The organism is Streptomyces sp. NPDC007189, from assembly GCF_040703635.1.
GTDB lineage: Bacteria > Actinomycetota > Actinomycetes > Streptomycetales > Streptomycetaceae > Streptomyces.
The window spans coordinates 1-25383 of sequence record NZ_JBEYEY010000032.1 but is presented as its reverse complement, the minus strand read 5'-3'; the positions used below and the strand labels follow the sequence as shown (position 1 = coordinate 25383).

The following is a 25383-nucleotide window of genomic DNA, read 5'->3' as shown; positions in this document are numbered from 1 at the left end:
TCGCCGACACGCCCATCCGGCCACCGGTGGCGGCACGTCAAGTAACGGCAAGGAGGCCGAGGGCACCAGTTCAGTCGGCCGCCGCGACCGCGTCCCTGATGAGTCGGCGAGCGGCCGCATCGGTACGGGCGACGTCATGGGTCACCAAGCGGTCCTGGCACAGACCGCGCAGGCCGGAGACGAGGAGCGTGGCCCCTGCCCGCGCCTGCTGTGGCGAGTGACCCAAGCGGACGTAGGCGGCGGCGATGGGGGCGATCATGACCTCGACGGTCTCGGCCGCGATGCTGCCGTACTGCTCGGGATCGGTGGCGGCCAGGCTGAGCAGCTGCAGCAGCATGCGGATCGGCCCGGACTGCTCCCCGACGGTCATCGCTTCCCAGAGGGTATCGGCCGCCTTGCGCAGTCCCGCGGCGTCACGGACATCGTCGAACATCGCGTGGGCGTCGGGACGGCAGGCGGCCAGCGCCTGGGCCAACAGGTTCTCGCGGCTGCCGAAGTAGTACAGAAGCATGCGCTTGGTGGTGCCGATCGACTCGGCGAGCGGACTCAGCGACATCTGCGCGACGCCGTGGTGCTGGAGGTGGTGCACCACCTGCTTCAGCAGCTCGGCGCGCTTTTCGGCATTCACGGGGCGAGGCACGCTTTGACTGTACCGACCGGTACGCGTATGGTCCAACAGACGTAGATGTGCCGATCGGTACATTAATCGAGGGGCGCCATGACGAGGGTCGGGCGCGGCACAGCCGAGAGGGGCGCCGTGAAACTGGTCGGACCGCGAGCAGTGCAGGACTGCCGGCACCGGAGAGGCGGCCCTGGGGGCATGGAGCATCCGGTCCGCCGTGTGTCCCGCGGGCTCTGTGACGTCACTCGCCGCGGCCTCCAAGGGATGATCCTGTGAAACACCGCATCGAGCGTCCCCGAGGCATGTCCCCGGCCAGAGTCCTGGTGGAGACCCTCACGATCCCGGCGGTGCTCTTCCTCGGCCTCCTGTTCTGCTTCCCCATGGCCTTTCACCAGCCTCAGCCCCACCACGCGAAGCTCGTGATCGCTGATCTTGCGCTGGAACGCAAGGTCGACAGCGCTCTGCAGCGGCAGCACCCGGGCGGGTTCGACGTCACCGCCGTGGCAGACGCCCGAGCAGCCCGCCGGGCGGTGCTGGACCGGGACGCCGTGGCAGGCTTCGCCGCCAAGGGCAGACATGCCGTGCTGTACGTGGCCAAGGCCGACGGGGTGTCCCTCGAGCAGGCGCTGACCAAGGGCTTCACCCAGCTTGCGGCGCACAACCACCAGCGGCTGACGGTCACGGACGTGGCGCCCACGGTGGGCAAGGACGGGCTCGGCACGACACTGGTGTACTTCGGAATCGCCTGGAACGTCCCGGGCTACATACTCGCGACGACCTTGCTGCGGGCGGTGACCTTCAACCGGCGCAGGAAACTGCTGACGATCGCCGGCGTGGCTGCCCTCTTCAGCGTCGTGGGCTTCTTCGTCGGCGTGGGGCTGGGCTTCTTCCCCAACTCCCCCGCGGCCCTGGTGATCGCCTTCTTGCTCACCACGGCGGTGGCCACGTTCTCCCTCGGCATGGCGCCTTTCGTCAAGCACTTCTTCCCGCTGGTGGGTCTGGGTCTGTACGTCGTACTGAGCGTGCCCTCCAGCGGCCTGGTCCCCGTCCAGTTGCTGCCGCGGTTCTTCCAGGACCTGCACGCCGTGATGCCGCTGGGCAACGCGGTCGACGGCCTGAGGGGAATCCTGTACTTCCACGATGCGGGGGTGCTGAAGCCGGTCCTCGTGCTGGGCGCGTGGATCATCGCCGGTATGGCACTGCTGGGCCTGGACGCGTGGCGGCACCACCGCATGGCCGTGCACCGGGGAGCGGAGGACGAGCAGGAGGACGTTCCGGAACCGCCGGTGGAGGACCCCTCCCTGGAGGCGCCCGCGCCTACCGCCCTTCCGGTCCACCCGCACCACTTCGGCGAGTTGTTGCCGATGCTGGAGGGCACCGTCAGCGACGGCGAACAGCAGCCCGTCCATCGGGCCGCAGTGACCGTCATGGACGCCGGCGGCCGGCAGTTGGTGCGGGCCGCGACGAACGCGCGGGGCGAGTACGCCGTGACCGGTCTGCCCGAGGGATACATCAGCGTGGTGGTCTCATACCCCGGCCGACACCCCCTGGTCCACCAGAAGCTGTTGCAGTCCGGAGTGGCCGTCCGGGCCGACTTCACCCTGCACGACCGGCGCAACGGCACGTCAACTCCCGTGAACCCTCAGCGCGTTGGGCTCGGGCAGGCCAGACACGGGTCCTGAGGCCACTCGCGTGGCGATGGCCGGAGCCGACGAGGGTGATGCGCCCTGCTCGACGCGCACCGGAGGCGCCGGCCTCACCGCCGGCGGTTCCGTGAAAGCGGCTGCGCTTCCGGCCGACGCGCGCGCCCCTGCCCGGGCGGGTGCGGTGGCGAAGACGGCCCTCGCCGGTGAGGACCACGCCGGACACCGCGGACACGTCCGGGACTGTGACACGCACGTGGCGGGAATATCCGGAACGACGTCTGCGGCTGTGACCACATGAAATCCGGGGAACCCGCCGGTGTCGGAGGAAGTGCGCGAGGACGGATCGCAAATGACCAAGGAACACGCCGGCCGCCGAGGCCTTGCGCCGGACCGCCGCAGGAAGCGCACCGCTGAACTCCTCGCCGCCTGCGCCGCCTGTCTCATACCGTGGACCGTGATGCTGGGGCTGACGCTGCCGTCGTCCCGCCGCGTACACGAATGGCGCCTGGCGTGGGTCGGCTTCGACGTGCTGCTCATCATGGCGTTGGCAGCCACGGCGTGGCTGGCCTGGCGCCGCAGCCGCTCGGTCATCCTGTACGCGCACGCCACCGCGGTCCTGCTGATCTGCGACACCTGGTTCGACATCTCGCTCGACGCCGGCACCGATGACGTCTGGATGGCGGGAGGCCTTGCCCTGGCCACCGAACTGCCGCTCGCCGCCTTCCTCATCCATCGGGCACACTCCCTGATCGCCCTGCTGCCGTGGCCGCCCGCGCACCTCGCCGCCGGCGACACCGCCGGGAGCCGGACGGAACCGGTCCCCGACGGGGAGGCCCTCCCTCCGGGCCTGCGGGCGGGTGGATAACGGGAGCGGCGCTCATTCGAGGGCGTCTCTGCCCGGGTACTCGCGGAGGTACCTGGAAAAAAATCAGGCGCCGCTCAGTCCGCCCCGTCGGCGATGCCGCCCCGTTCGATCGCGAGCCGGGTCAGTTCCACTCGTGTGTTGATACCGAGCTTGGCGAAGATGTGCTTCATGTGCGTGTTGACGGTGTGCACGGACACGTAGAGCCGGTCGGCGACGGCCCGGTTGGTGAGGCCCTCCACGACCAGCGGGATCAGTTTCCGCTCGGATTCGGTCAGGCTCTCCCACCCCGGGGCGCCGGTCGTGTGGTGCCGCGGGGCACCTGTGCGCACGCCGAACTGCCTGAGGCGCCGCATGATCCGTTCGTGATCGCGCAGGGCTCCGGAAGCCGACGCCAGCTCACCCGCCTCCTCGTAGTACGGGATCGTCGACGCCGCGTCGCCGGACGCGGCCACAAGGTCCCCTAGGTCCTCGCAGGCCGCCACCAGGGCCAGCCGCCTGCCGGTGGTCCGGTAACCGGTGACGGCGGACGCCAGCGCACCTCGGTCGCCGTGGAGCAGGCCGTCCACATGGGCACGGACTGTCCCGATGATCTGCTGGCTGTCGTCCTGCGCGGCAAGGGTGCGCAATGCGCCGGACACGGCCAGCGCGAGCGGCTGGTCCTCGCCGCGGAGCGCCATGCGCACGATCCCGGGCCAGTGGGACGGCGGCACCGCAAGCAGCCGTGCCGGCCCGGCGTCCGTCAAGCTGCCATGGAGCGCCGCTGCCGCTGCGGTGTCCTGACCCTCCGCGTCGGCCAGGCAGGCGCACGCCAGCGACACCGCGAGGCCATACCGCTGCCTGCTTGTGCCGGCACCGGCTTCGACGGCGCGGAGATGGTCCGCGGCCTTGGCGAAGTCACCGCGTCTGATCTCCACCAGCGCCAGCAGGGAGCGGGCCTGTGGATTCGGCCGGCTGATCTCGAGTTCGTCGGCCACCATCAGACTGGACTCGGCCTCCACGGCCGCGTCGTCCAGCGCCCCCTGTTCGAACAGCGCCCAGGCACGGCTCGCATGCCAGTGGGGAAGCGACCAGCCCAGGCCCAGCGCCTCGGCTTCGCGCTGCCCCTCCCGCAGCACCCGCTCGGTGTCCGCGAGCCGGTCGGTGGCGGTCAGCACGGTGGCCAGCCACAGCGCCGGAATCCGCGGAGGCCGCAGGTGGAGTACGCCGGACTCCGTGATGCTACGTGCCGTGGCCTCCTCGGCGAGGTCGAGGGCGCGGGTCAGGCGCCCACGGTAGAACGACGTCTGCGACTGGAACACCATGGCGCTGACGACGACGGCCGGGTCCTTGCTGCGGTAGGAGGCCTCCACCAGCCCGGTGTCGGTCTGTTCGGCAGCGGTGATGTCCCCCAGGTACACGTGGCCCGTCGCCTTGGTCTTCAGCAGCCGCACCTGCAGGTCGGGCGGCAGCCCGGGAAGGGCCAGAGCCCGTTGGAGATGCGTCATCGCGGCGGCATCGTCGCCCGCTGCCTGGTGGATCTCGGCGGCCACCAGGCGCAGACGCGCCTCCTGCAGCGGCTCCAGCCGGTCCGACAGGGTGGCGTCGACCAGATCGAGTGCCTGATGCACCCGGCGGGTCCGGCCCAGATACTCGGCCGCGTCGGTGAGCAGGGCGGTGCGCCGCCGGTCGTGCAGGGGCAACGGTCCGGCGATCTGCTGAGCCAGGTCCGCAGCCGCGTCAGGGGCCGACGAGGACAGTTCATGTACCGCGGTGGTCAAGGTGCTCACGGCGTCGTCGCCGACTGGGCCGCCCGACAGGACGACGTGCCAGGCCACCTCGGCCGATCGCGCCCCGAGGCCGCGCAGGATGTCGGCGGCCTCCCGGTGCAGAGCGGTCCGTACGGCCGGCGCCAGATTCTCGTGGACGGCCTGCCGGATGAGGTCGTGGCGGAACGCCAGTCGCGGACCGTCGCCCAAGAGCAGACCCGCGTTCAGGGCGGCCTCGACGCCCGACAGCAGGCTGCCGACCTGCCTGCCGAGCATGCGGGCGGCCGTGCCGAGGTCGAACTGCCGACCGAGGACGGCCCCGATCTGGAGCAGGCGCACGGCGTCCTCCGGGAGCCGGTCCAGACGCGCGGCGACGGTCCGCCTGAAGCCGACGGGGATGCCGTCGTGCAGCGGGCTCGTCACGCCCGCCTCCACTCTGACGGCGTCCGTGTCGGCGAAGGCACGCACCAGTTCGATCGCCAGGAACGGATTGCCCGCGACGTCCCGCAGCAACCGGGCCAGAGCGGGTGACGGTTTCGCCCCGAGGACGTCGGCCGCGATGTGCTGCAGCTCCTGCTGCGGCAGGGGGCCGAGGGTCAGCCACCGGGCTCCGAGGCGTTCGAGGTCCTCCCGCACCCTGGCAACGGTCGGCCGGTCGGCCTCCGACCTCACGGCCAGCACCCACAGGATCCGAGAGGCCGCCAGTCGCCGGGGCAGAGTGCGGAGCACCAGGAGCGTGGCCGGATCCGCCCACTGCGCATCGTCCACCAGTACGGCCACCGGGGCGCGCTGGGCACGCTCCTCCAGAGCGTCCGTGATGCCGTCCAGCAGCCAGAGCCGCTGGTCGTCGGTGGCCGCGGCGGCTCGTTCGGAACCGTCGGAGGAGGACTGCAGCGCGGACTGCAGGGCGGCTCCTGCGGCGTACTGGTCGAGTTCGTCGGCCCGTACGGACACCACGTCGAACCCGGACCGCCGTGCCATGTCGTCCAGCTCCGCGAGCAGCCGGCTCTTGCCGACGCCGGGCGGCCCTTCCACGACGACGCAGGCACCCCGTCCGCCACGCACCGTCTCCAGGGCCTGACGGGCAGCCGCCATTTCGCGGTCCCGTCCCCTGAGGCGCAGCCCGGTCACGGCCTGGTGTCCACGCCCACCGGGCCGGTCGCCCGCGGGGTCTGTGCTGCGCATGCGGCCAGCATGCCGCACGGCCACACCGCCCTCAACGCAGCCTCCTGTGCGCTCGGCGCTTTCACCCGGGTGATTGTCGGTTCCGCGCCGTCGGCTCACCCCGTCGCGACGCATGCTTCGGGGCGTCCAGATCTCTTGTCCCGAGAGGAGCATCACGTGCGTACAGGCAAGCAATACCTGGCGGCGCTGAACGACGGCCGTACGGTCTGGGTGGGTGACGAGCTCGTCGACAACGTGGCCACGCACCCCAAGACGAGGGCTTACGCCCGGAGCATCGCCGACTTCTACGACCTGCACCACCGCCCGGACCTCAAGAACGTCATGACGTTCGTGGACGAGGACGGCGCCCGGCGGTCCATGACCTGGTTCCAGCACCGCTCCAAGGAGGACCTGCTGCGCAAGCGGCGCTACCTGGAGACGGTGCAGCGGGAACTGGGCGGCGGGGCGATACCGCGCACGCCCGACGTCAACAACTACGTCCTGCTGACCTACGTCGACGACCCCGAGCCCTGGAGCAGCCAGTCCGTCGGGACTGACGGGAGGGACCTCACCCCGGGGATCCTCGGCTTCTGGAAGGAGATGCGGGACGGCGACCTCAACGCGACGCCGGCCTTCGTCGACCCGCAGGCGGACCGCTCGCGCGACTCCGCGCAGGCCCACTCCCCCGCACTGCGGGTGGTGGCCACCTCGGACGAGGGCATCACCGTGCGGGGTGTGAAGGCGATCAGCACCGGCGCGGCCTTCGGGGACTGGATCCACATCGGCGTCTTCTACCGCCCCGGAATCGTGTCGGAACAGATCATCTACGGGGCGGTGCCGACCAACACCCCCGGGGTCACCATCATCTGCCGGGAGAGCAACGTCCGCGACGGCGAGGAGGTGGAGCATCCGCTCGCCTCGCAGGGTGACGAGCTGGACAGCATCATCGTGTTCGAGGACGTGCTCATCCCCTGGGACCGGGTCTTCCACATCGGAAACCCCGAGCACGCGTCGCTGTACCCGCAGCGCGTCTTCGACTGGCTGCACTACCACTCGCTGGTGCGTGCCATGGTGAAGGCCGAGCTGATGCTCGGTCTGGCCCTGCTGATCACCGAGCACATCGGCACCTACCAACTGCCGCCCGTGCAGGCCCGGATCGCGCGGTTCGCCGGCTTCCACCAGACGCTGAAGGCGCATGTGGTCGGTTCGGAGGACCAGGGGTTCTACACTCCGGGCGGCATCTACAAGCCGAACGTCCTGATGTTCGACTTCGGGCGGGCGTACTACATCGAGCACATCACCGACATGACCCACGAACTCGTCGACCTGTCCGGTCGTGCCGCGCTCATCTATCCCACCGAGGGGCAGTGGCAGCAGCCCGAACTGCGGCCGTGGCTGGAGGCGCTGCAGACCGGACCGGTCGGCAGGCCGCACGACCGGCTCAAGATCAGCCGCGTGATCCGCGACATGTTCCTCTCCGACTGGGGCGACCGCATCAGCGTCTTCGAGAACTTCAACGGCACGCCCCTGCTGGCCATCCGCACCCTCACCATGAAGCGCGCCGAGATGTCCCCGAGCGGCGGCATGACGGACCTCGCGCGAAAGGTCTGCGGCCTCGAGAGCGTGAGCAGCGACGACGCGACCGCGTACCTGGCCCAGGCGAACTACGCCCGGCGCCAGGACGCCTCTCGTCAGGACGCCTCGTAGCAGGATGCCGGGGTCCGGGTCAGAGCATGCCGCGCTCCCGGGCCCTGGCGACCGCTCCGCTCCGGTCGTGCGCGCCGAGCTTGCGGAAGATCGCCCGTACCTGTGTCTTGACGGTGTTGTGGGACACATAGAACTCGGAGGCGATCTCCCGCAGTGTCAGCGGACCGGACAGGGCGCGGAGCACCCGGTGCTCCCCCAGCGACAGCTCCTGGAGGCCGGGCACGGCGAGCGGCACGACGGTGTCCTCGCCGACTCGCCCGATCAGGTCCGTCAGCGCTCCTGGGGATTCGCACCGGTCGGCTGCCCGCTCGGCCGCCTCACGGGCCTCCCGTGCGGCGTCCGCGTTCTGCCACGCACGGGCAAGTCGGGCCCGTGTGGCGTGGTACAAGGCCTGCATCTGGGGTTCGCTGCCGGTCCTGAACGAGTCCGCCAGCGCCGCTTCCGCTGCGGCCAGGGTCCGTTCGGCCTCGTCGGCACGTCCCTCGTCGAGAAGCAGGCCGGCCCTTGCGATGTAGGCGGACGCAGCGACGAAGTGCCGCTCCAGGCCGGCCGCCGCGGCCGCCGCGTGCGCCTCGTCGCTCAGCATGCGCGCCCGCTCGTGGCGCCCGGCCAGCAACGCGCACACCGCCCGCAGACCCAGCGCCCGGACCAGCGCCAAGCTGCTCCCGGCGGCATGCCCGTCACGGGTCGCCTCGGCGAGCAGCACCTCGGCCTCGCCGTACCGGGAGGTCCACAGCAGAGCGGTACCGCGGGCCGTACCGGCCAGGGCACGCCAGGAAGTCAACGGGAGGGTACCGGCGACGGCGGATTCGGCGAGGCGGTCGCCGGTCAGGACCTCCCCCTGCAGCCAGCAGGCCACGGCCCGGGCGACGGCCGCCGCATCGGACACCGTGCTGCCTTCGCCGACCGTTTCCGCCCCCTGCTCCCTGAGCCCGACCACGTCCAGCCAGCGTCCGGCCGTTTCCGGAACACCCCCCGAGAGGGCCGTCATCGCCGCCACGACGCACAGTCTTGCGTCGGCGGCGACCGTGCGAGGCGGCAAGAGCTCGAGCCATTGCGCGACCTCTCGGCTGCGTCCTGCCGAGATCGCCTGCTCCCAGTCGGCGAGTATCGACGCGACGGCCGCGGACTCGTCGCCGCCCCGCACCCAGTGCCGTACGGCCGCGGTCGTCTCGCCCCGCCGGGAGTACCACCGAGCCGCCGACCGGTGCAGGGACACCGCGGTCTCCGGTCCTTCGGACCCGAGCAGGTCGGACAGCAAAGCGGACAGTGCGCGGTGACGCCGGTATGCCGAGGGATCGGCGGCCACGGGCACGAGCAGCTGGACGGTCCGTGCCAGCTCGCGCAGCAGCACGCCCGCACGGTCCCCGGCGAGCGCCTGGCACGGCCCGGCGCTCAGTTCGTCGAGCACACTCGTGCGGAGCAGGAACCGGCGCTGTTCGGTGGTGAGCCGGTAGAGCACTTCGGTGGCGAGGTACTCGGAGACCGCTCGCCTGCCACGGGCCAGATTGTCCGCCGTGTCGGCGTCGTCCGACGAGCGGGCGAGGCTACGGCCCATGATGCACAGCGCCGCCGCCCACCCCTCGGTGGCCTCGTAGAGCGCGCGCGCCGTGTCCGGGGCCGGAGCGGACGCCAGCAGATCGGTGAGCACGGCCTGTGCCTCCTCGGGGTTGAAGGCCAGGTCGTGCTGGTCGAGTTCGGCGATCACGCCATGGGCGCGCAGGGTCGGTACGGGTCCGCCGGGAACGTGACGGGTCGACAGTATGACGCGGAAGCCCTGCGGAAGCCTTGCCAGGAAGTCCGTAAGACTGCGGACCGCGTCGACGTCCGTGATCGATTCCACTCCGTCGAGGATCAGCGCGAGCGGTCCCTGTCCGTGCAGTCCGGTCACGAGGCTCGGAAGGATCTCCTCGAGCCATGCGTCGAGTGTCCACTCGCCGCTGTCGTGGCGGACGGGCAGTTCCGGCCGTACGTTCTGCAAGGCCCGCAGGATGCCGGCCCAGAGCCGGCCCGGGGCGTTGTCGTACGCGTCGAGGCTGAGCCAGGCGCATGCGCCGCGCGTTCCGAGGCTTCGCGACCACTCGGTCAGGAGCACCGTCTTCCCGGCGCCGGCGGGTGCGGAGACCACCACCACGGGCTCGGTCGACGCGTCCAGCCGGCGCAGCAGCCGTGGGCGGGTCAGGATGTGCGGGGGCTGGTCCGGAGGGCGCAGTTTGAAGGGCGGCACGGAGCTGGTCATGGCACCTTCGGTGGAGTCGTGGGGACGAGCGGCGCCCCCGGCGTCCGTGGCCCGCCTGCGGGAGCCGGACGCCGGGGGCCGTGATGGGCCGGTCCGGCAGGCCGCAGCAGCCTTCGTCGGGCCGCTGTCACCAGCGCTAGCAGGGGGGCTTGAGCGCGCCGAAATCTCCGCCGAAGTGGAGCAGCGGCCGGCCTTCCACCCGGTGTTCGAAGTGGCGGACGTCGCCGACGAAGATGGTGTGATCGCCGCCGGGCAGCGCCGCGGCGACGTCGCACACGACGGCCGCGATGGCATCCCTCAGCACGGGCACGCCGTGGTCGTCGATGGTCTCCACGCCCGCGAACTTGTCCCGCTGGGAACGGGCGAAGTTCCGCGCGAGGTGCTCGCTGTCCTCGCCGAGGACGTTGACGGCGAAGCGCCCGTGCTCCGCGATCGCGGTCCGCGTGAACAGCTGGTTGCCGATGCACACGAGCAGCTGGAGCGGCTCCAGGGACAGCGCGGAGACGGCGCTCGCCGTCATGCCGATGGGCGTGCCGCCGGAGCGTGTGGTGATGACGCTGACACCTGTGGCGAGCCTGCTCATCGTGGCCCGGAACCCGAAGACCTTGTCGAGGGTTTCACTCATCTGAGGACCTCCGTGAATGCGGGGCAGGGCCCCACGGTGTGAGGAAGTGTTCGACGTCGGCCGTCCTCATGGATGACCGTCTCTCGTCGTGCGGCGCCGTGGGATCAGTCCGTGACGCGGGGTTGGAGGACGAAGGTGTGGCGCAGCAGGGTGTACGGCACGTCGGTCATGCCCCGGCAGGGCCCGGCGTCGGCCGCGTACGTGTCGTAGCGCTCGACCAGCGACTCCCTGACGCCGAACACCGGATCGGTGTCCAGGTGCGGGTCGTCCGAGGGGAAGAGCATGGTGGTCACGCGCTGGAATCCCGGAGCCTCGATCCGCAGGTGCACATGGGCCGGACGCATGAGCGACCTGCTGGTCGCGCTCATGAGTTCGCCGACCGGGCCGTCACCGGGTATCGGGTAACTGGACGGGCGGATGGAACGGAAACCGAAGTGCCCCGTCTCGTCGGTGCGGAACAGCGCGCGCATGGCCGGCTCGTCCAGGCCGGGCACTTCCATGTCGTAGTGGCCGTCCGCGTCGCTGTGCCAGACGTCCACCGCCGCATCGGCCACCGGTGCTCCCTCGTGGTCCACGACCCGTCCCTCGAAGAACAGCGGGGTACCGGGCAGACCTCCGGAGATGTCGGCGGCGTCGGCCTGCTGCGGCCTGTCCTGCCTGAAGTACGGGCCCAGCACGCTGTTCTGCGTGGCCTGGCTGGGGCGTCGGTTGGTCAGGGCGTCGACCAGCATGGTGACGCCGAGGACGTCGGACAGCAGGATGAACTCCTGACGCGTCGGGGTGCACATCTGCCCGGTGCGTGTCAGGAAGTCCACTCCCCGGGCCCATTCGTCCTCCGTCAGTTCGACGTCACGGACGAAAGCGTGCAGGTGCCGCACCAGTGATTCCAGGATCTCGGCGACGCGGGAGTCCTTGGTGTCCCGCATGGTCGAGATCACGGCCTCGGTGATGGTGTCGCTGGTCAGATCACGCATGACGCGCTCCCGTGGTGGTTGGGCGGTGGGTGGCGGGCCCGGTCCGGGGATGTCCGTCACCGGGTGGTGTGCGCGGCTGCTGCCCTGCCCAGGCGCGGGCCAGTAGGGCGCGTACCGCCGTCCGTTCGACTGGCCGCGGGTTCCAGTAGCCGTCCTGCACGATGAGTTCGGCCGCCTGGTCGATGCCCGATTCCGGCATGCCGAGGTCTCGCAGTGCCCTGGGGGCGCCGAGCCTTCCCGCGAAGTCGAAGAGACCGTTCGCGGCGTCGGCCGCCGACAGCGCTTTCGCGATGCGTGCCATGGCTTCCGGCGCCGCCGGTGCGTTGTAGGCGACCACGTGCGGCAGGACGACCGTGTGGGTTTCGGCGTGCGGAAGCCCGAACGTGCCGCCCAGGACATGGCACACCTTGTGATGCAGGGCCATGCCCACCGTGCCCAGGCACGTGCCCGCCAGCCACGCCCCGTACAGGGCGTCGGCCCGCGCCTCGCCGTCGTCCGGACGTTGCGCGACGACCGGGAGGGACCGCGTGAGGGATTCGAGCGCTGCACCGGCCATCAGGAAGGCGAGCGGGTCGTGGTCCTGTGCGTAGAGGGCCTCCACTGCGTGCGCCATCGCGTTGATGCCGCTGACCACTGATGCCGCCGCGGGAAACGTGAGCGTCAGGTCCACGTCGTACACCACGGTCTTGAGCAGCACGTCGGGCAGCCGGCGGGTCGTCTTCCGGCGCCCTTCGGTCTCTCCGAGGATCGGTGTCATCTCCGAGCCGGCATAGGTGGTGGGCAGTGCCAGCTGTGGCAGCCCGGTCCGCAGGGCGATCGCCTTGCCGAGACCGATGGTCGAGCCACCGCCGATGGCGAGCACGGAGTCGGCTTCCACGGTTCTGGCGTACGCGACGGCCCTCTCCGTGACCTCGACGGGGGTGTGCGGGGCCGCTTCCGTGAAAGTTCCCACGGCCGCAGCACCGAGTACCTCGTGCATCTGCGCTGCCTGGCCCGCTTGACCAGGAGTGCACAGGATGAGCACCCGGCGGCATCCGAGGGCATCGGCCTCTTCGGGGATGCGGCTGCGCGTACCGCTGCCGAAGACCACCTTGGTGATCTGTCCCCGATGCACGAATGTCTTCATGAGAATTTCCCCAGTCCCGCCGTCTGCTTGGAAACACGACTTTCGGTGCCTGAATGACAGGGGTCAACGGAATCTGCTGGGGATAACGAGCGTCGGCGGTCAAATACCTTGTTCGTGCGACAGGTACCGCGCCCGGGGTCTCCGGCTGTCGACGGATATCACCCATCTGCGGGATGCCGCGGGGTGCCCAGGAGCTGCATCGTGAATCCGGACCTTTGTCACCGCATTCCTGTCCTCACCGGGAGCCGGTGATCGAGTCACCCGGGACGGCATCGCAGGGCGGGACACGCGCAAGGATGCGGCACAGCCGAATGCGCCGTGGCGCCGGACCGTGGACCCAGGTCCCAGCCAGGCTGGATGCGCATCGGGCGGACATGCCGGCGGCGGAAAACACTCCGCGCTGAACACGGAATTCACGCGAGCACTGAGGACACAAACAGTATGGACAAATCGGTGGATACGGCTCTGGAGGCCGTAGCGGATGTGCCGGACGGAGCTTCGTTGGCCGTGGGCGGGTTCGGGTTGAGTGGCGTGCCGAATGGGCTGATCCAGGCACTTTTCGAGCGTGGCGTCGGCGGGCTGTCGGTCGTCTCGAACAACTGCGGGGCGATGGATTCGGGCCTGGCCGTACTGTTGTCGGCGGGTCGGATCCACCGGGTGACGGGATCGTATGTCGGGGCGAACAAGGAGTTCGCCCGGCAGTATCTGGCCGGTGAGCTGGAGGTGGAGCTGATCCCGCAGGGGACGCTCGCCGAGCGGCTGCGTGCCGGAGGTTCGGGCATTCCCGCCTTTTACTCGCCGGCCGGGGTGGGCACGCAGGTCGCCGAGGGCGGGCTGCCCTGGCGGTACGGCGGCTGCGGCGAGGTCGTGCTGGCCTCACCGGCCAAGGAGGTACGCGTCTTCGACGGCACCGAGTACGTGCTCGAGCACGGCATCCGCACCGACTTCGCGCTGGTCCGGGCGGCGAAGGGCGACCGGCACGGGAACCTGGTGTTCAGCAAGTCCGCCCGCAACTTCAACCCCCTCGCGGCCATGGCCGGCAAGGTCACGATCGCGGAGGTGGAGGAACTGGTGGAACCCGGTGAGATCGAGCCGGACGCGGTGCATCTGCCCGGCATCTTCGTGCAGCGGGTACTGGCCCTCACCCCGGAGCAGGCGGCGGACAAGAAGATCGAGCGGCGGACGGTGAGCGGCTGATGGCCTGGACTCGCGAGGAGATGGCCGCCCGCGCGGCGCTTGAGCTGCGCGGCGGCCAGTACGTCAACCTGGGCATCGGTCTGCCCACGCTGATCCCGGACTACCTGCCGCCCGGGGTGGAGGTGATCCTGGAGTCGGAGAACGGCTTCCTGGGCACCGGTCCCTATCCGAGTGAGGACGAGGTCGACCCGGACCTGATCAACGCGGGCAAGGAGACCGTCACGGTCCTGCCCGGCGCGTCCTTCTTCGACTCCGCGCTGTCGTTCTCGATGATCCGGGGTGGGCACATCGACGTGGCCGTACTGGGCGCCATGCAGGTGTCCGAGCAGGGGGACCTGGCGAACTGGGCGATCCCCGGAAAGATGATCACCGGGATCGGCGGCGCCATGGACCTGGTCCACGGCGCCCGCACGGTCATCGTCGTCATGACGCACACGGCCAGGGACGGCTCGCCGAAGATCCTCACCGAGTGCACGCTACCGCTGACCGGGAAGCGCTGCGTGAACCGGATGATCACCGACCTCGGTGTCCTCGACGTCACAGACCAGGGGCTTGTGCTGGTCGAGTGCGCACCGGCCGTCGACGTCGAGGAGATCATCGCCAAGACCGACGCCAAGGTGACCGTCACGGAGGGCCTGCTGTGAACCCCGTTTACATCGTTGACGCCGTGCGCACACCGATCGGGCGCTACAACGGCGGTCTGGCCTCGGTACGCCCGGACGACCTGGCTGCCCAGACCATCCGCGAACTCCTTGCCCGCAGCGCTCGTTTGGACCCGGCGGGTATCGAGGACGTGTACCTCGGCAACGCCAACGGAGCCGGCGAGGAGAACCGCAACGTCGCCCGCATGGCCGTCCTGCTCGCCGGCCTGCCCACCAGCGTGCCCGGAGCGACGGTCAACCGGCTGTGCGCCTCCGGACTCGAAGCCGTCATCCAGGCCGCACGCGCCATCGCCATCGGTGACGCCTCCATCGTCGTCGCCGGCGGTGTCGAGTCCATGACCCGCGCCCCCTATGTGCTGCCCAAGAACGACAGGTCGTTCCCGACCGCCCAAGCCGAGCTGTACTCCACCACGCTGGGCTGGCGGATGGTCAACCCAGCGATGACCCCGCAATGGTCCATCCCTCTCGGGGAGTCGGCCGAGCTGATAGCCGACAAACACGCGATCAGCCGTGAGCAGCAGGACGAGTTCGCCCTGCACAGCCACCAGAAGGCCGCAGCCGCCCAGGAACAGGGCCTGTTCGACGCCGAGTTGGCTCCCGTCCCCGTCCCGCAGCGCACGGGCGAGCCGTACCTCTTCGCGGCCGACGAGTGCGTACGACCCGACGCGTCCCTCGCAGCGATGGCGAAGCTGAAGCCGGCCTTCCGCACCGCGAGCGAAACGAGACGGGACTCTCCCCGGCCGAAGGCGGAGGGAGGCACAGTGACCGCCGGCAACGCCTCACCGCTCAACGACGGAGCCGCCGCCCTGTTGCTGGCCGACGAGGAGGGCGTGAAGGCCATCGGCCGGGAGCCGCTGGCCCGCGTCTCCGCGACCGGAGTGTCCGCAATCGACCCCGACTACTTCGGCCTCGCCCCCGTCGAAGCCGTCAACCGGGCCCTCGCCAAGGCCAAGCGGACCTTCGCCGATCTCGACGTACTCGAGCTGAACGAGGCGTTCGCCGCACAGGTCCTCGGCTGCCTCGCCGAATGGCCTGCGTTCGATCCGGCGATCCTCAACCCCCTCGGCGGGGCGATCGCCCTGGGCCACCCCCTCGGCGCCTCCGGCGCCCGCCTCGCCGGCACCGTCGCCCACCAACTCTCCCGCCGCGGCTCCGGCACGGGCATGGCCACCCTCTGCACCGGCGTGAGCCAGGGCCTCGCCCTCGTCCTCGAACGCTGACACGCCACTGGTCGAGCGGACCGTCGCGGGCGTACCGGCCGTGTCGGGGATCGGCGGCGGCCTCCGTGTGAGGTCGGCAGGTGCGGACGTACCGGTAACTGGCATGTGCGCCATGCGGGAAGGCGGCGCGGCGCATCCCTACGGGCCTCGCTTCCCTCACCACCCTCGGGTCGCTGCGCCGGGCCGAACTGGACCGGCTGCCGGGACTCCCCATGCGCGACAGGGGCGTACATGCGGGAGGCGGTCTTCCTGCTGGCGTCCGACGAGCAGGACCGTGCGACTGGAGGTGACCGCGGGCGTGCCGGCGGATTGTCTCGCGCCCTGGTTCCGCGTATCTCTGACGAGCCGCTTTCCCCTGACCGATGCGGTGCGCGAGCGGCGGCAGCCTCGTCTGCCTCGGCGACCCCGAGCAGCTCGCCCGCCGCTCCCCCGTGAACGGGTCGCCGGTCGGCGCCTGGGCCGGTTGCTGCGCGGCGCGGCCGGCACCGGCCGCGCCATCGGTCCGGGACCGACGCCCGCACCCTGGCGCAGCCACCCGCCGGCAAGCGGGGGCCAGGTCCGAGGCGCTCGCCGGGTCAGCTGCCTGTACGCCCATCTCGACGCCGCACGCCGCCGAGCCGTTCCCGCCACCGCCGGCCATCCTCCGTTCGTTCCGCGTCACCCGGACCGCCGGGCGTCGCCCCGGTCCGGGGTCCGGCTCCCCACGACCTTGATCGACCATGCACGGCTCACCGCACTCGGACGGGTCCCCCGACAGGTACTGGGGCCGTACGGCATCGCTTGACAGCGCAGTGACCTAGGGCAACCATGGGAACTATGGAAACTAATTCAGTTTCTCGAGTTTCCACCAGTGACGAACAGCGCCGGGACGTGATCGTGGAGGCGGCCGGCCGGCTGTTCTTCGGTGCGGGCTTCGCACGGGTGAGCATGGACGATCTCGCTCGTGAACTCCGGATGAGCAAGAAGACGATCTACCGCCATTTCCCGGACAAGCGCAGCCTGCTGGCCGCGGTGCTGGATCGGCAGTTCGCCATCGTCGAGCGCACCCTGGTCGCGGCGGCCGAGGACGCGGAAGAGCAGCCGTTCGGTGTGCGGGTACAGCGGTTCCTGATCGCGGCGGGCAGCGAGCTCGGGCGGATCGGCGCACCTCAACTCGCGTCGGGGCGGGGCGACGCGATACTGCGCCAGTACGTGGAGCAGCGTGTGGACGCGGTGGTCTACCAGCGACTCGACGAGTTGTTCCGGGAAGGACACCGGCAGGGCGTGCTGTCGGCCCCGCCCGAGCTGTTGAGCGAGATCACCCGCGGTGCGCTGGAGCGTCTGCTCATGTCGCAGTTGCCGCGCGAACTGGACTGGACTGCGGCCGATCTGCTGCGGGCCACCGTCGACACCGTGCTCTACGGCGCCATCCGGCCGGCAGACCGGGGCATCGACGACGAACAACCCCGGGCGGTCATCCCGACGGCCCGCGACGACGATCAGGAGGTGGGCCCATGACCGGGACAACCGGCAGGGTGGCATTGGTGACTGGGGCCAGCAGCGGCATCGGCGCAGCCACGGCGCGGCTCCTGGCCACGCGAGGAATGCGCGTGGTGGTCAACTACCTCCGCAACACCAAGGCGGCCGAAGAGGTCGTGGCGGACATCGAGACCGCAGGCGGCCAGGCCATGGCCGTCCAGGCAGACGTGCGCGACGAGGCGGCCGTCGCGGGCATGGTCGAGCAGGTCCAGGCGGCTTGGGGCGGCGGCGTCGACGCGCTCGTGCACAACGCGCTCATCCCGTATGCGGTCAAGTCGTTCCGGGACATGACCTGGGAAGAACTGGGCGGCAAGATCGACGCCGAGATGCATGCGGCGTTCGCGGTCACCAAAGCCGTACTGCCCACCATGACCGAGCAGGGCTGGGGACGCCTCATCTACATCGGCACCGGTCTCAGCCGGCGGCCCCGGCCGGGCATGATCGCACTGGGCGTGTCCAAGGCCGCGCTCGAGCAGTTCGCCCGGTACCTCGCCCAGGAACTCGGGCCGCAGGGCATCACGGTCAACGTCGTCTCGCCCGGCCCGGTCGAGTCCCGCATCGCCGATGAGGTTCTCGACGACGCGACGAGGCAGCGGCAGGTGGCCGCCACCCCCTTGGGCCGCCTGGCCCACCCGGCCGACGTCGCCCAAGCGGTCGCCTTCTACGCCGCCGAGGACAACTCCTTCATGACCGGCACCACGGCCGCGGTCAACGGCGGAATGGCCATGGACTGACATCACGCTGACCTCCGCACACGGGGCCACGCCCTCAAACGATCAAGGAAAAAGACGTTCATGCACACGATCGACCTGGCCTACGTCGGACGAGGCCTGCACGAGGAACTGGCCGCCTACATCGCCGACCAGCAGGACTACTACGCCGACGAGGGCGTCCACGTCGCGCTGCGCGACGGCTGCAACTGGGACGTGGAACGGCTGCGCCGCTGCGCCACCATCGGACTCGGCCGGGCACTGCTGTCCCGACTGACCGACGGCACCCCGTGGGTAGCACTCAGTGTCAACACCCACCGCCCGCTGTTCTGGTTCCTGGCCCGCCCCGGCCTGACCTCCCTGGCCGACCTTGCCGGCCGACGGCTGGCGGTCCATGCCCCGCACACCCCGCCCGGCGCATTCGCCCGGATCGTACTGCGAAAGGCCGGCCTCGACCCGGACCGCGACCTCCACACCATCGTCCGCTCGCCCGGCGACTACGGCATGGACCTGCGCCGGCTCAACGACGGCAGCATCGACGCGGCCTACGTCGGCAGCACCATGGCACCGGAGGCGGTCGCCGCCGAGCACGGCTGGCGGGTGCTGGGGTGGGTCGGCGACGACTTCCGGATTCCCACCGTGGGCGTGGCCGTCGACCCCACGTACATCTCACCGGACGACCCCGCGGTCCAGGCCGTCGTACGAGCGCACCGGCGCGCACTGCAGGTGATCCACGACGACCCCGACACCACGGTGCGGCACATGCGGACGTTCCTCGGCGGACAGACCGCAGAAGAGGTCCGAGCCCACTACGAGACGTTCATCGCACCGTACTTCACCACCGACGGGCAGGCCGACCTCGCTGTCGGCGACAAGGCGATCACCGCGGTCGCCGCCGAACTCGGCGTCCCCGCAGGCCTCACCGCGGCCGATTTCTACCGCACCGCGATCACCGCGCTCTAGCCATCGGGACCTCCGGGACGACGTGGGCGGCCTCGCGGACACGGTGTGGCCAGTCGTCCGTGGCTACCGGGGCTCGGGCTCTGCGACCCAACGTCCCGATATGGGGCAGTTATGGCACATCTTCCTATCCGTCCCAGCTCTCACGGCGCCCTAGCGTTGTCGGTGCGACGCGGTCGAAAGGGCCACTCCCCAACGGATCCGGACGATCAACTCATGGTCGGATGACGGTCCGACCGCGTCCGGCACCGGCAACTCCGAATGAGGAAAGAAGGCGTTCTTCGCCGTGGAGTCACAGTCAGGCACCGGTCGACCGGTGTCCCAAGGCTTGGAATTCGGGCTCAACGAATGGGTCGTGGACGAGCAGCGGCAGCACTATCTGCACGACCCTGCCTCGGTCGATCAGACATGGAGAGACTTCTTCGCCGCCTCGCCCTCCGTGCCGGCCCAGCAGGTACGCGCCACCACGGCCGTGAGGCGTGACGACACAGGCGCGGCGGCGGTCAAGGCGGTCCGCGTTGCGTCGCTCATCCACGCGTACCGAGTGCGCGGCCACTTGGTGGCTGACACGGACCCACTCACGTCGCGGTCAGCCGCCGGGCATCCAGAACTCGACATCACGGCATTCGGGCTCCACGACGAAGACCGAGAGGAGAAGTTCGTCGTCGACGGGTTCGCCGGGCAGTCCACCATGCGCCTTCAAGAGGTGCTGGACGCCGTGCAGGAGTTCTATTGCCGCGCTGTCGGCTTCGAGTACATGCACATCCAGGACTCCCACGAGCGTCGCTGGATCCAGCGGCGGATCGAAGGCCCTCAGCATCGGCCGGACCGAGCCGAACAACTGCAGATCCTCTACCGGCTGGGGGCGGCCGAGGCCTTCGAGACGTTCCTGCAGACCAAGTACGTGGGGCAGAAGCGGTATTCGCTCGAGGGCGGTGAGTCGGCGATCGTACTGCTCGACGCCCTGCTGCGCCGCGCGATCAAGGACGGTGTGCGGGAAGCCGTCATCGGGATGGCACACCGTGGCCGGCTCAATGTGCTGGCCAACATCATCGGCAAGTCCTACGGGGAAATCTTCCACGAGTTCGAGGACGCCGTGGACATCCGGTCGGCCCAGGGATCCGGGGATGTGAAGTACCACCTGGGTGCGGAGGGCACCTACCGTGCCCTTGACGGCGGAACCATAGCCGTCTCCGTCGTGGCGAACCCCTCGCATCTGGAGATCGTGGGACCGGTGACCCAGGGAGCGGTGCGCGCGAAGCAGGACCGGGCCGCAGACCGTGGCCGGCCATTTCCCGTACTGCCCGTCGTCCTTCACGGCGACGCGGCGTTCGCCGGCCAGGGCGTGGTGGCCGAGACCCTGAACATGTCCCAGCTGCCCGGCTACCGCACGGGCGGGACGGTTCACGTGATCGTCAACAACCAAGTCGGCTTCACCACACTGCCCGCCAGCGCCCGTTCGAGCAGGTACGCCACCGACGTGGCAAGGATGGTGGAAGCCCCGATCTTCCACGTCAACGGAGACGACCCCGAGGCTGTCGTCCGAGTCGCACGACTGGCTTTCGAATACCGCCAGGCGTTCCACAAGGACGTCGTGATCGATCTCGTCTGCTACCGGCGCCATGGGCACAGCGAGGTCGACGACCCGTCCATCACCCAGCCGGTGATGTACGACCGCATCGCCGCCAAGGCATCGGTGCGCAAGCTGTACGCCGAGGCGCTGGTCCGCCGAGGGGACATCGGCGGGGAGCAGGTGGAGGGCGCACGCCGCAACTACCAGCAGCACCTGGAGCGGGCCTTCGCGGAGACCCGGGCGTTGCCCACTCCCTTCGCCGTCGAGGACATCCACTCCACGGGCGCTGAGGAGCGGACAGTCCACCGGGCGGCTACCGCGATCGAAGAGGCGACCGCCCGGCAGGTCATCAGTGCACACACCGACCTGCCGCGGCACTTCACCGTGCACCCGCGAGTCCTGCCGCAACTCCAGAGGCGTACGGCAATGCTCGACACCCGGACGGTCGACTGGGCCACCGCGGAGACACTGGCGATCGGTTCCCTGCTGCTGGAGGGGGTTCCGGTGCGGCTGGCCGGTCAGGATTCGCGTCGCGGTACGTTCGGCCAACGCCATGCCGTGCTCACCGACCGGCGTACCGGCTCGGAGCACACGCCGCTGAACGCCCTCGGCCCGCAGGCCGAGCACTTCGCACCGTACGACTCGATGTTGTCCGAACTGGCGGCGCTGGCTTTCGAGTACGGGTACTCGCTGGCGCGGCCCGATGCACTGGTGCTGTGGGAGGCCCAGTTCGGGGACTTCGCCAATGGAGCTCAGACTGTCGTCGACGAGTACGTCTCGTCGTCCGAGCAGAAGTGGGGGCAACGCTCCGCAGTGACGCTGTTGCTGCCCCACGGCCTTGAGGGGCAGGGACCTGACCACTCCTCCGCCAGGATCGAGCGTTTCCTTCAGCTGTGTGCGCAGGACAACATGACTGTGGCTGTTCCCTCCACACCGAGCAGCTATTTTCATCTGCTCAGGAAGCAGGGGCTGGGCCACCACGACAGGCCGATGGTGGTCTTCACGCCCAAGTCGATGCTGCGGTCGAAGGCCGTGACCTCCGGTCTGTCAGAGTTCACGCGTGGCAGCTTCCGCGCGGTCCTACCCGATCACGCGGTGGATCCTGCTCGAACCGCGCGCGTGCTGTTGTGCTCGGGCAAGGTCTTCTACGACCTGGACGCCCACCGGCGCGGCTCGGGCCGGCCGGACGCAGCGATCGTCCGCGTGGAGCGCCTCTATCCGTTCCCCGAGGAAGAGCTCAGGGCAGAACTTGCCCGCTTTCCTTCTGGTGCGGAAGTGCGTTGGGTGCAGGAGGAGCCGGAAAACCAAGGAGCCTGGTCTTTCGTCGCGCCACGTCTGTACCGGCTGGGAGACCACCCCGTGGGATGCGTCAGCCGCCCTGCGGCGCCCGCCCCCGCAGCCGGCTCTGCTCAGCGGCATGCCATGGAGCAGAAAGCCCTCGTGACCTCGGCGTTCCACTGAGTACCCGCCGACACCGAGGGCTGGACGGTGCTCTTCGACGGCTCCGGCCTCCGGGGTCGTACCGGCCCCGGCGATGGGCTTGGTGGCGTGGCAGCAGCCGCTGACGTCGATCCGGGGCGGTGGGGTCGGTCCCGACTACTGAGCGACCGCCTCAGTCTCCGGACGGCCATGTGCAGCCGTTCCGGTGGTGCGGAACCGGGACCGGAACGCCCCCGGCGTCACACTCAAGTGCCGCACGAACGCCCTGCGAAGCGACTCGGGCGAGCCGAACCCTGTGCGCCGTGCGACCACGGCAAGGGGGTCGTCCCCCGTCTCGAGCATCGCCTGTGCGGCCTCCAGCCGGACCTGCTCCACGTACCGGGCCGGTGTGGTCCCCACCTTTTCGAACAGCCGGGTCACCTGACGCGTGCTGACACCTGCCCGGCGAGCCATCGCCGACAGGGTGTGATTCGCCCCGGGGTCCTCCGCGACCGCGTCCAGGACCCGGCGGAGCATGTCCTGACGGGTATGCGGGGCCCGGGAGCGGACGCTGAACTGGGACTGGCCACCCGGTCGCTGCATGAAGACGACCATGTCCTTGGCAACGGCGCGAGCGACCTGCGCACCGTAGTGTTCTTCGACGATCGCCAACGCCAGGTCGATGCCGGCGCTGACACCTGCCGAGGTCATCACCCGGCCGTCCCGTACGAAGATGGCGTCCGCTTCGACCTGGACGGCCGGGAAACGCAAAGCCAGTTGACGTGAGTTACGCCAGTGCGTCGCGGCGCGACGGCCGTCCAGAAGTCCGGCCGCAGCCAGCAGGAAGGCTCCCGTGCACACCGATGCCGTGCAGCCTTCGCACTCAGCCGTCGCACGACATCCAGAAGCGCATCGTCCTTGATCAGGGTCTCCCAGTCCGGACCGCCCGGGATCACCAGCACGTCGCACGGCTCGCACATGTCGTCGGCCGAAACGTCGGCAACGAGACGAGTTCCGGCGGCAGTGATCACCTCGCCTCCGTCCTGGGAAACCAGCTGGATCTGGTACCGCCCGCCGAAGTCGTTCGCCGAGGCGAAAACCTCCACAGGCCCGGTCGCATCAAGCAGTCGCACTCCCTGAAATACGAATACCGCCACCGTGAGTGGGTCTGCTCCAGGGTGCCTGCGGTTCATCGAACGCCTCCGGGCCGTACAGAGAAATGCCCATTCGTCCAATGCTAACGCCAGCGAGTTTGATCTACAAACGAGCCCTTCATCATGGGGCTGCGCACAAAAGTGAGCCGCATGACTGCGGCATCTTTGCTGGCATCCGGCACGCTTCGCATATCACCTGACGCCCCCCGAACGGGGATCTCGAGCCCGTCTTGGTTTCTTCAATCTTTCCCCGGCGGTTTTCGGAGCGGCCGCCGCCCGGATCCATTTGCCGTGGCATCGCGCAAGCCGATTTGACGCAAACCCACGCCACACCCCACTACACTTCGCCGTCGCGACGGTGCAGTGGTCGCCGTGGAGAACAGTGAGGCGTACCAACTGTCCTCGGCTGTGAGTGTTATGCCGACGACGTCGCCGGACCGGTCGAGGAGGGTGACACGGGCTCCGGTGATCGGACGGCCGTCCGCGGTGGTGCGGACGGTGCCCCCGTCTCCGCTCGCGCGTCGGGCCGCGGGTCCGGTTCGACGGACGGACGACGCGCGTTCCCGCCGCCGGACCAGCGGCTCATGTGCCTGGCGACGTGACGGAGGGAATGTCCGGCCACCACCACCCAGGCGGTGACAAGCACTGCGTAGAACAGCACGGCTGTCCAGACGAACGGGGACGAACCGGTCCTCAGCGCGAGGGTGCCGGTGGCCGTCACGCAGGCGCCGACCGGGAAAATGAAAGCCCACCATGTGGCCGCGAAAGGCAGCCCGGTCCGGACCGTCCGCACGGTCAACCCTGTGGCGAGCGCCAGCCACAGCATGGCGAAGCCCCACAGCACTATTCCGCACAGCAGCGCGAAAACCGCGGTTCCCCGCGCGTAGGGCCCAGCAAGGACACTCGGGGCCACCTCGGCCAGCGCGCCGAGCGCCGTCACTGACTGACCCAACGCCCCCACCCCGATCCATACGGTGGGCACCACTGCTCCGGTGGGTGCGTCGTGGTGCACCAGGCGTGAGTAGATCATGGCCAGCACCAGCAGCGACGTGATCAGGCCCAGCCCCAGCATCGCGTAGCAGCCCAAGAGCAGGGCGAGACGCGGCTGCCCGGCCGGTGTGTGCGGGACGAGAAGCGCTCCTGTCGCGGCCGAGACCATGGGCGGCACCACCGGCATCAGCCAGCCCCCGAACGCCGCGTCCGGCGTGAAGCTGTGCCGGGTGACCATCAGATAGGGCACCGTGCCGGCTGTGACAAGACCGAGCAGGGTACCAAGCGACCACAGGGCCCAGTCCACGTCCAGTGCCGCCCGGAGGCCGATGAGCCGGTGGCCCAACAGCAACGCCCCCGCGCCCACCATGAGCAGCGCCATCGGTGGCGCGCCCAGGAACTGGGCCGACACAGGATCGCCTGCGTGCAATCGCAGCGCTCGTTGCCGGAGGTAAACGAGTGCCAGCAAGACCAGCAGGAGCGCGGCGCCCAGCCAGACCACCACGGCCGCAGTCTGCAGTCCGGGAAAGCTCCATGGCAGGGTGACTGCCGCGTTCGCGACGATGCCGGTGCCCATCACGGCCGCAAACCAGCTGGGGGCGAGCGTTGGACGGGGGGCGCTGTTTGCCGTCGGCGTCGAAGGGCACGCACGCGGGGAAGACTTCATTCTCCGAACGGTATGCGGGGTTGCGGCGGCACTCCTCATCATGTCTTGATGTAAGCGGATCCTGGCACACATCGGGCAACGGCGGTTCCGAACAAGGGGGTCAGGTCCTGCTCGGCGATGACGCGGGCCGTGTCGCTCCTGTCGATGACTCCGCAGATGAGCACATCCCGGTGACTCCGCTCCCACAGATCGGGCCCTTGTCGCCGCTGACGATGCTGGTGACCGGCTCGCCGATGGTCACCTCAGTTGTGAACGACAGATCGACGAGGATGGCGCCGACGTCCAGGGCCAGACCGGGCAGTCCGACGCCAGCGTGCCCCGGGTCAAGGCCGGCCAGCAGCCGCCAGGCGGTGGGGCTTGAAGCGACGGGGCAAAGGCCTCGGGCTGGTCGCGAAGCGGTGGTGACTGGATTGGTGCACGCAACGCACGAGCTACCGGGCTGTTGAGGGAGTGTTCGATCTCTCAACCCACCGGCAAAAGAACCGCGTTGGCTCTCCAGTCCGCTGTTACTGACCTTCAAAGCGTGGTGTCGTAGGGGCTGACGCCTCATGATCCCTGCGGTATGCCGACGTTATGAGGTATGCGCAAGGGGGCGGGCTG

At 69.6% G+C, this 25383-nt stretch carries 18 protein-coding genes and 1 pseudogene; 10 read left to right on the top strand and 9 right to left on the bottom strand.

Annotated elements, in window-relative coordinates:
• Positions 1 to 70: 70 nt before the first annotated feature.
• Entirely contained in the window at positions 71 to 640 is a 570-nt protein-coding gene (locus AB0950_RS38010; RefSeq protein WP_360162271.1) for a TetR family transcriptional regulator, read from the bottom strand.
• Between the two features lie 284 nt (positions 641 to 924).
• On the opposite strand from AB0950_RS38010, the gene AB0950_RS38005 reads away from it, so the two are divergent.
• Complete coding sequence (locus AB0950_RS38005) at positions 925 to 2304, top strand: carboxypeptidase regulatory-like domain-containing protein (protein WP_366780522.1); 1380 nt, start codon at positions 925 to 927, stop codon at positions 2302 to 2304.
• 313 nt (positions 2305 to 2617) lie between these two features.
• Positions 2618 to 3133: a hypothetical protein gene (locus AB0950_RS38000; protein ID WP_360162275.1), complete on the top strand. Its 516-nt coding sequence runs from the start codon at positions 2618 to 2620 to the stop codon at positions 3131 to 3133.
• A 74-nt stretch (positions 3134 to 3207) separates the two neighbouring features.
• Here AB0950_RS38000 and AB0950_RS37995 read toward each other — a convergent pair whose 3' ends face one another.
• Entirely contained in the window at positions 3208 to 6063 is a 2856-nt protein-coding gene (locus tag AB0950_RS37995; RefSeq protein ID WP_366780521.1) for an AAA family ATPase, read from the bottom strand.
• 156 nt (positions 6064 to 6219) lie between these two features.
• Here AB0950_RS37995 and AB0950_RS37990 point away from each other — a divergent pair, with 156 nt between their 5' ends.
• The gene (locus tag AB0950_RS37990; protein ID WP_360162279.1) at positions 6220 to 7749 is read left to right on the top strand and encodes a 4-hydroxyphenylacetate 3-hydroxylase N-terminal domain-containing protein; all 1530 of its coding nucleotides are present in this window, start codon (positions 6220 to 6222) and stop codon (positions 7747 to 7749) included.
• A gap of 19 nt (positions 7750 to 7768) precedes the next feature.
• Here AB0950_RS37990 and AB0950_RS37985 read toward each other — a convergent pair whose 3' ends face one another.
• The 4 genes from AB0950_RS37985 to AB0950_RS37970 all read right to left on the bottom strand — a co-directional run bounded on the left by AB0950_RS37985 (position 7769) and on the right by AB0950_RS37970 (position 12713).
• Positions 7769 to 9988, bottom strand: a complete 2220-nt coding sequence (locus AB0950_RS37985) for a LuxR C-terminal-related transcriptional regulator (protein ID WP_366780520.1) — start codon at positions 9986 to 9988, stop codon at positions 7769 to 7771.
• 136 nt (positions 9989 to 10124) lie between these two features.
• On the bottom strand, positions 10125 to 10613 hold the full coding sequence (locus tag AB0950_RS37980) for a flavin reductase family protein (protein WP_360162283.1): 489 nt from the start codon (positions 10611 to 10613) through the stop codon (positions 10125 to 10127).
• A gap of 104 nt (positions 10614 to 10717) precedes the next feature.
• Positions 10718 to 11587 carry a dioxygenase gene (locus AB0950_RS37975; RefSeq protein WP_360162285.1) on the bottom strand — a complete coding sequence of 290 codons (870 nt, stop codon included), beginning with the start codon at positions 11585 to 11587 and terminating at the stop codon, positions 10718 to 10720.
• Positions 11580 to 12713 carry a maleylacetate reductase gene (locus AB0950_RS37970; protein WP_366780519.1) on the bottom strand — a complete coding sequence of 378 codons (1134 nt, stop codon included), beginning with the start codon at positions 12711 to 12713 and terminating at the stop codon, positions 11580 to 11582. The genes AB0950_RS37975 and AB0950_RS37970 overlap by 8 nt, the downstream gene beginning before the upstream one ends.
• Before the next feature lie 441 nt (positions 12714 to 13154).
• Between AB0950_RS37970 and AB0950_RS37965 the strand changes: the two genes are divergently transcribed.
• From AB0950_RS37965 to AB0950_RS37935, 7 genes are all read left to right on the top strand, one after another.
• Complete coding sequence (locus AB0950_RS37965; protein WP_366780530.1) at positions 13155 to 13910, top strand: CoA transferase subunit A; 756 nt, start codon at positions 13155 to 13157, stop codon at positions 13908 to 13910.
• Entirely contained in the window at positions 13910 to 14554 is a 645-nt protein-coding gene (locus AB0950_RS37960) for a CoA transferase subunit B (protein ID WP_366780518.1), read from the top strand. The genes AB0950_RS37965 and AB0950_RS37960 overlap by 1 nt, the downstream gene beginning before the upstream one ends.
• Complete coding sequence (locus AB0950_RS37955) at positions 14551 to 15792, top strand: thiolase family protein (protein WP_366780517.1); 1242 nt, start codon at positions 14551 to 14553, stop codon at positions 15790 to 15792. The genes AB0950_RS37960 and AB0950_RS37955 overlap by 4 nt, the downstream gene beginning before the upstream one ends.
• A gap of 870 nt (positions 15793 to 16662) precedes the next feature.
• Complete coding sequence (locus tag AB0950_RS37950; RefSeq protein ID WP_366780516.1) at positions 16663 to 17289, top strand: helix-turn-helix domain-containing protein; 627 nt, start codon at positions 16663 to 16665, stop codon at positions 17287 to 17289.
• Positions 17286 to 18044: an SDR family oxidoreductase gene (locus tag AB0950_RS37945; RefSeq protein WP_360162295.1), complete on the top strand. Its 759-nt coding sequence runs from the start codon at positions 17286 to 17288 to the stop codon at positions 18042 to 18044. The genes AB0950_RS37950 and AB0950_RS37945 overlap by 4 nt, the downstream gene beginning before the upstream one ends.
• Before the next feature lie 60 nt (positions 18045 to 18104).
• A complete protein-coding gene (locus tag AB0950_RS37940; protein ID WP_360162297.1) occupies positions 18105 to 18983 on the top strand; it encodes an ABC transporter substrate-binding protein in 879 nt (292 codons plus the stop codon).
• Between the two features lie 283 nt (positions 18984 to 19266).
• Entirely contained in the window at positions 19267 to 22014 is a 2748-nt protein-coding gene (locus AB0950_RS37935; RefSeq protein WP_366780515.1) for a multifunctional oxoglutarate decarboxylase/oxoglutarate dehydrogenase thiamine pyrophosphate-binding subunit/dihydrolipoyllysine-residue succinyltransferase subunit, read from the top strand.
• Positions 22015 to 22149: 135 nt separating this feature from the next.
• Here the strand turns inward: AB0950_RS37935 and AB0950_RS37930 are convergent, their stop codons facing one another.
• From AB0950_RS37930 to AB0950_RS37920, 3 genes and pseudogenes are all read right to left on the bottom strand, one after another.
• Positions 22150 to 22446 carry a helix-turn-helix domain-containing protein gene (locus AB0950_RS37930; RefSeq protein WP_366780529.1) on the bottom strand — a complete coding sequence of 99 codons (297 nt, stop codon included), beginning with the start codon at positions 22444 to 22446 and terminating at the stop codon, positions 22150 to 22152.
• A 240-nt stretch (positions 22447 to 22686) separates the two neighbouring features.
• A pseudogene (locus tag AB0950_RS37925) lies at positions 22687 to 23165 on the bottom strand (DJ-1/PfpI family protein); the annotation flags it as partial.
• A gap of 376 nt (positions 23166 to 23541) precedes the next feature.
• On the bottom strand, positions 23542 to 24783 hold the full coding sequence (locus AB0950_RS37920; RefSeq protein ID WP_366780514.1) for a TDT family transporter: 1242 nt from the start codon (positions 24781 to 24783) through the stop codon (positions 23542 to 23544).
• Positions 24784 to 25383: the final 600 nt, after the last annotated feature.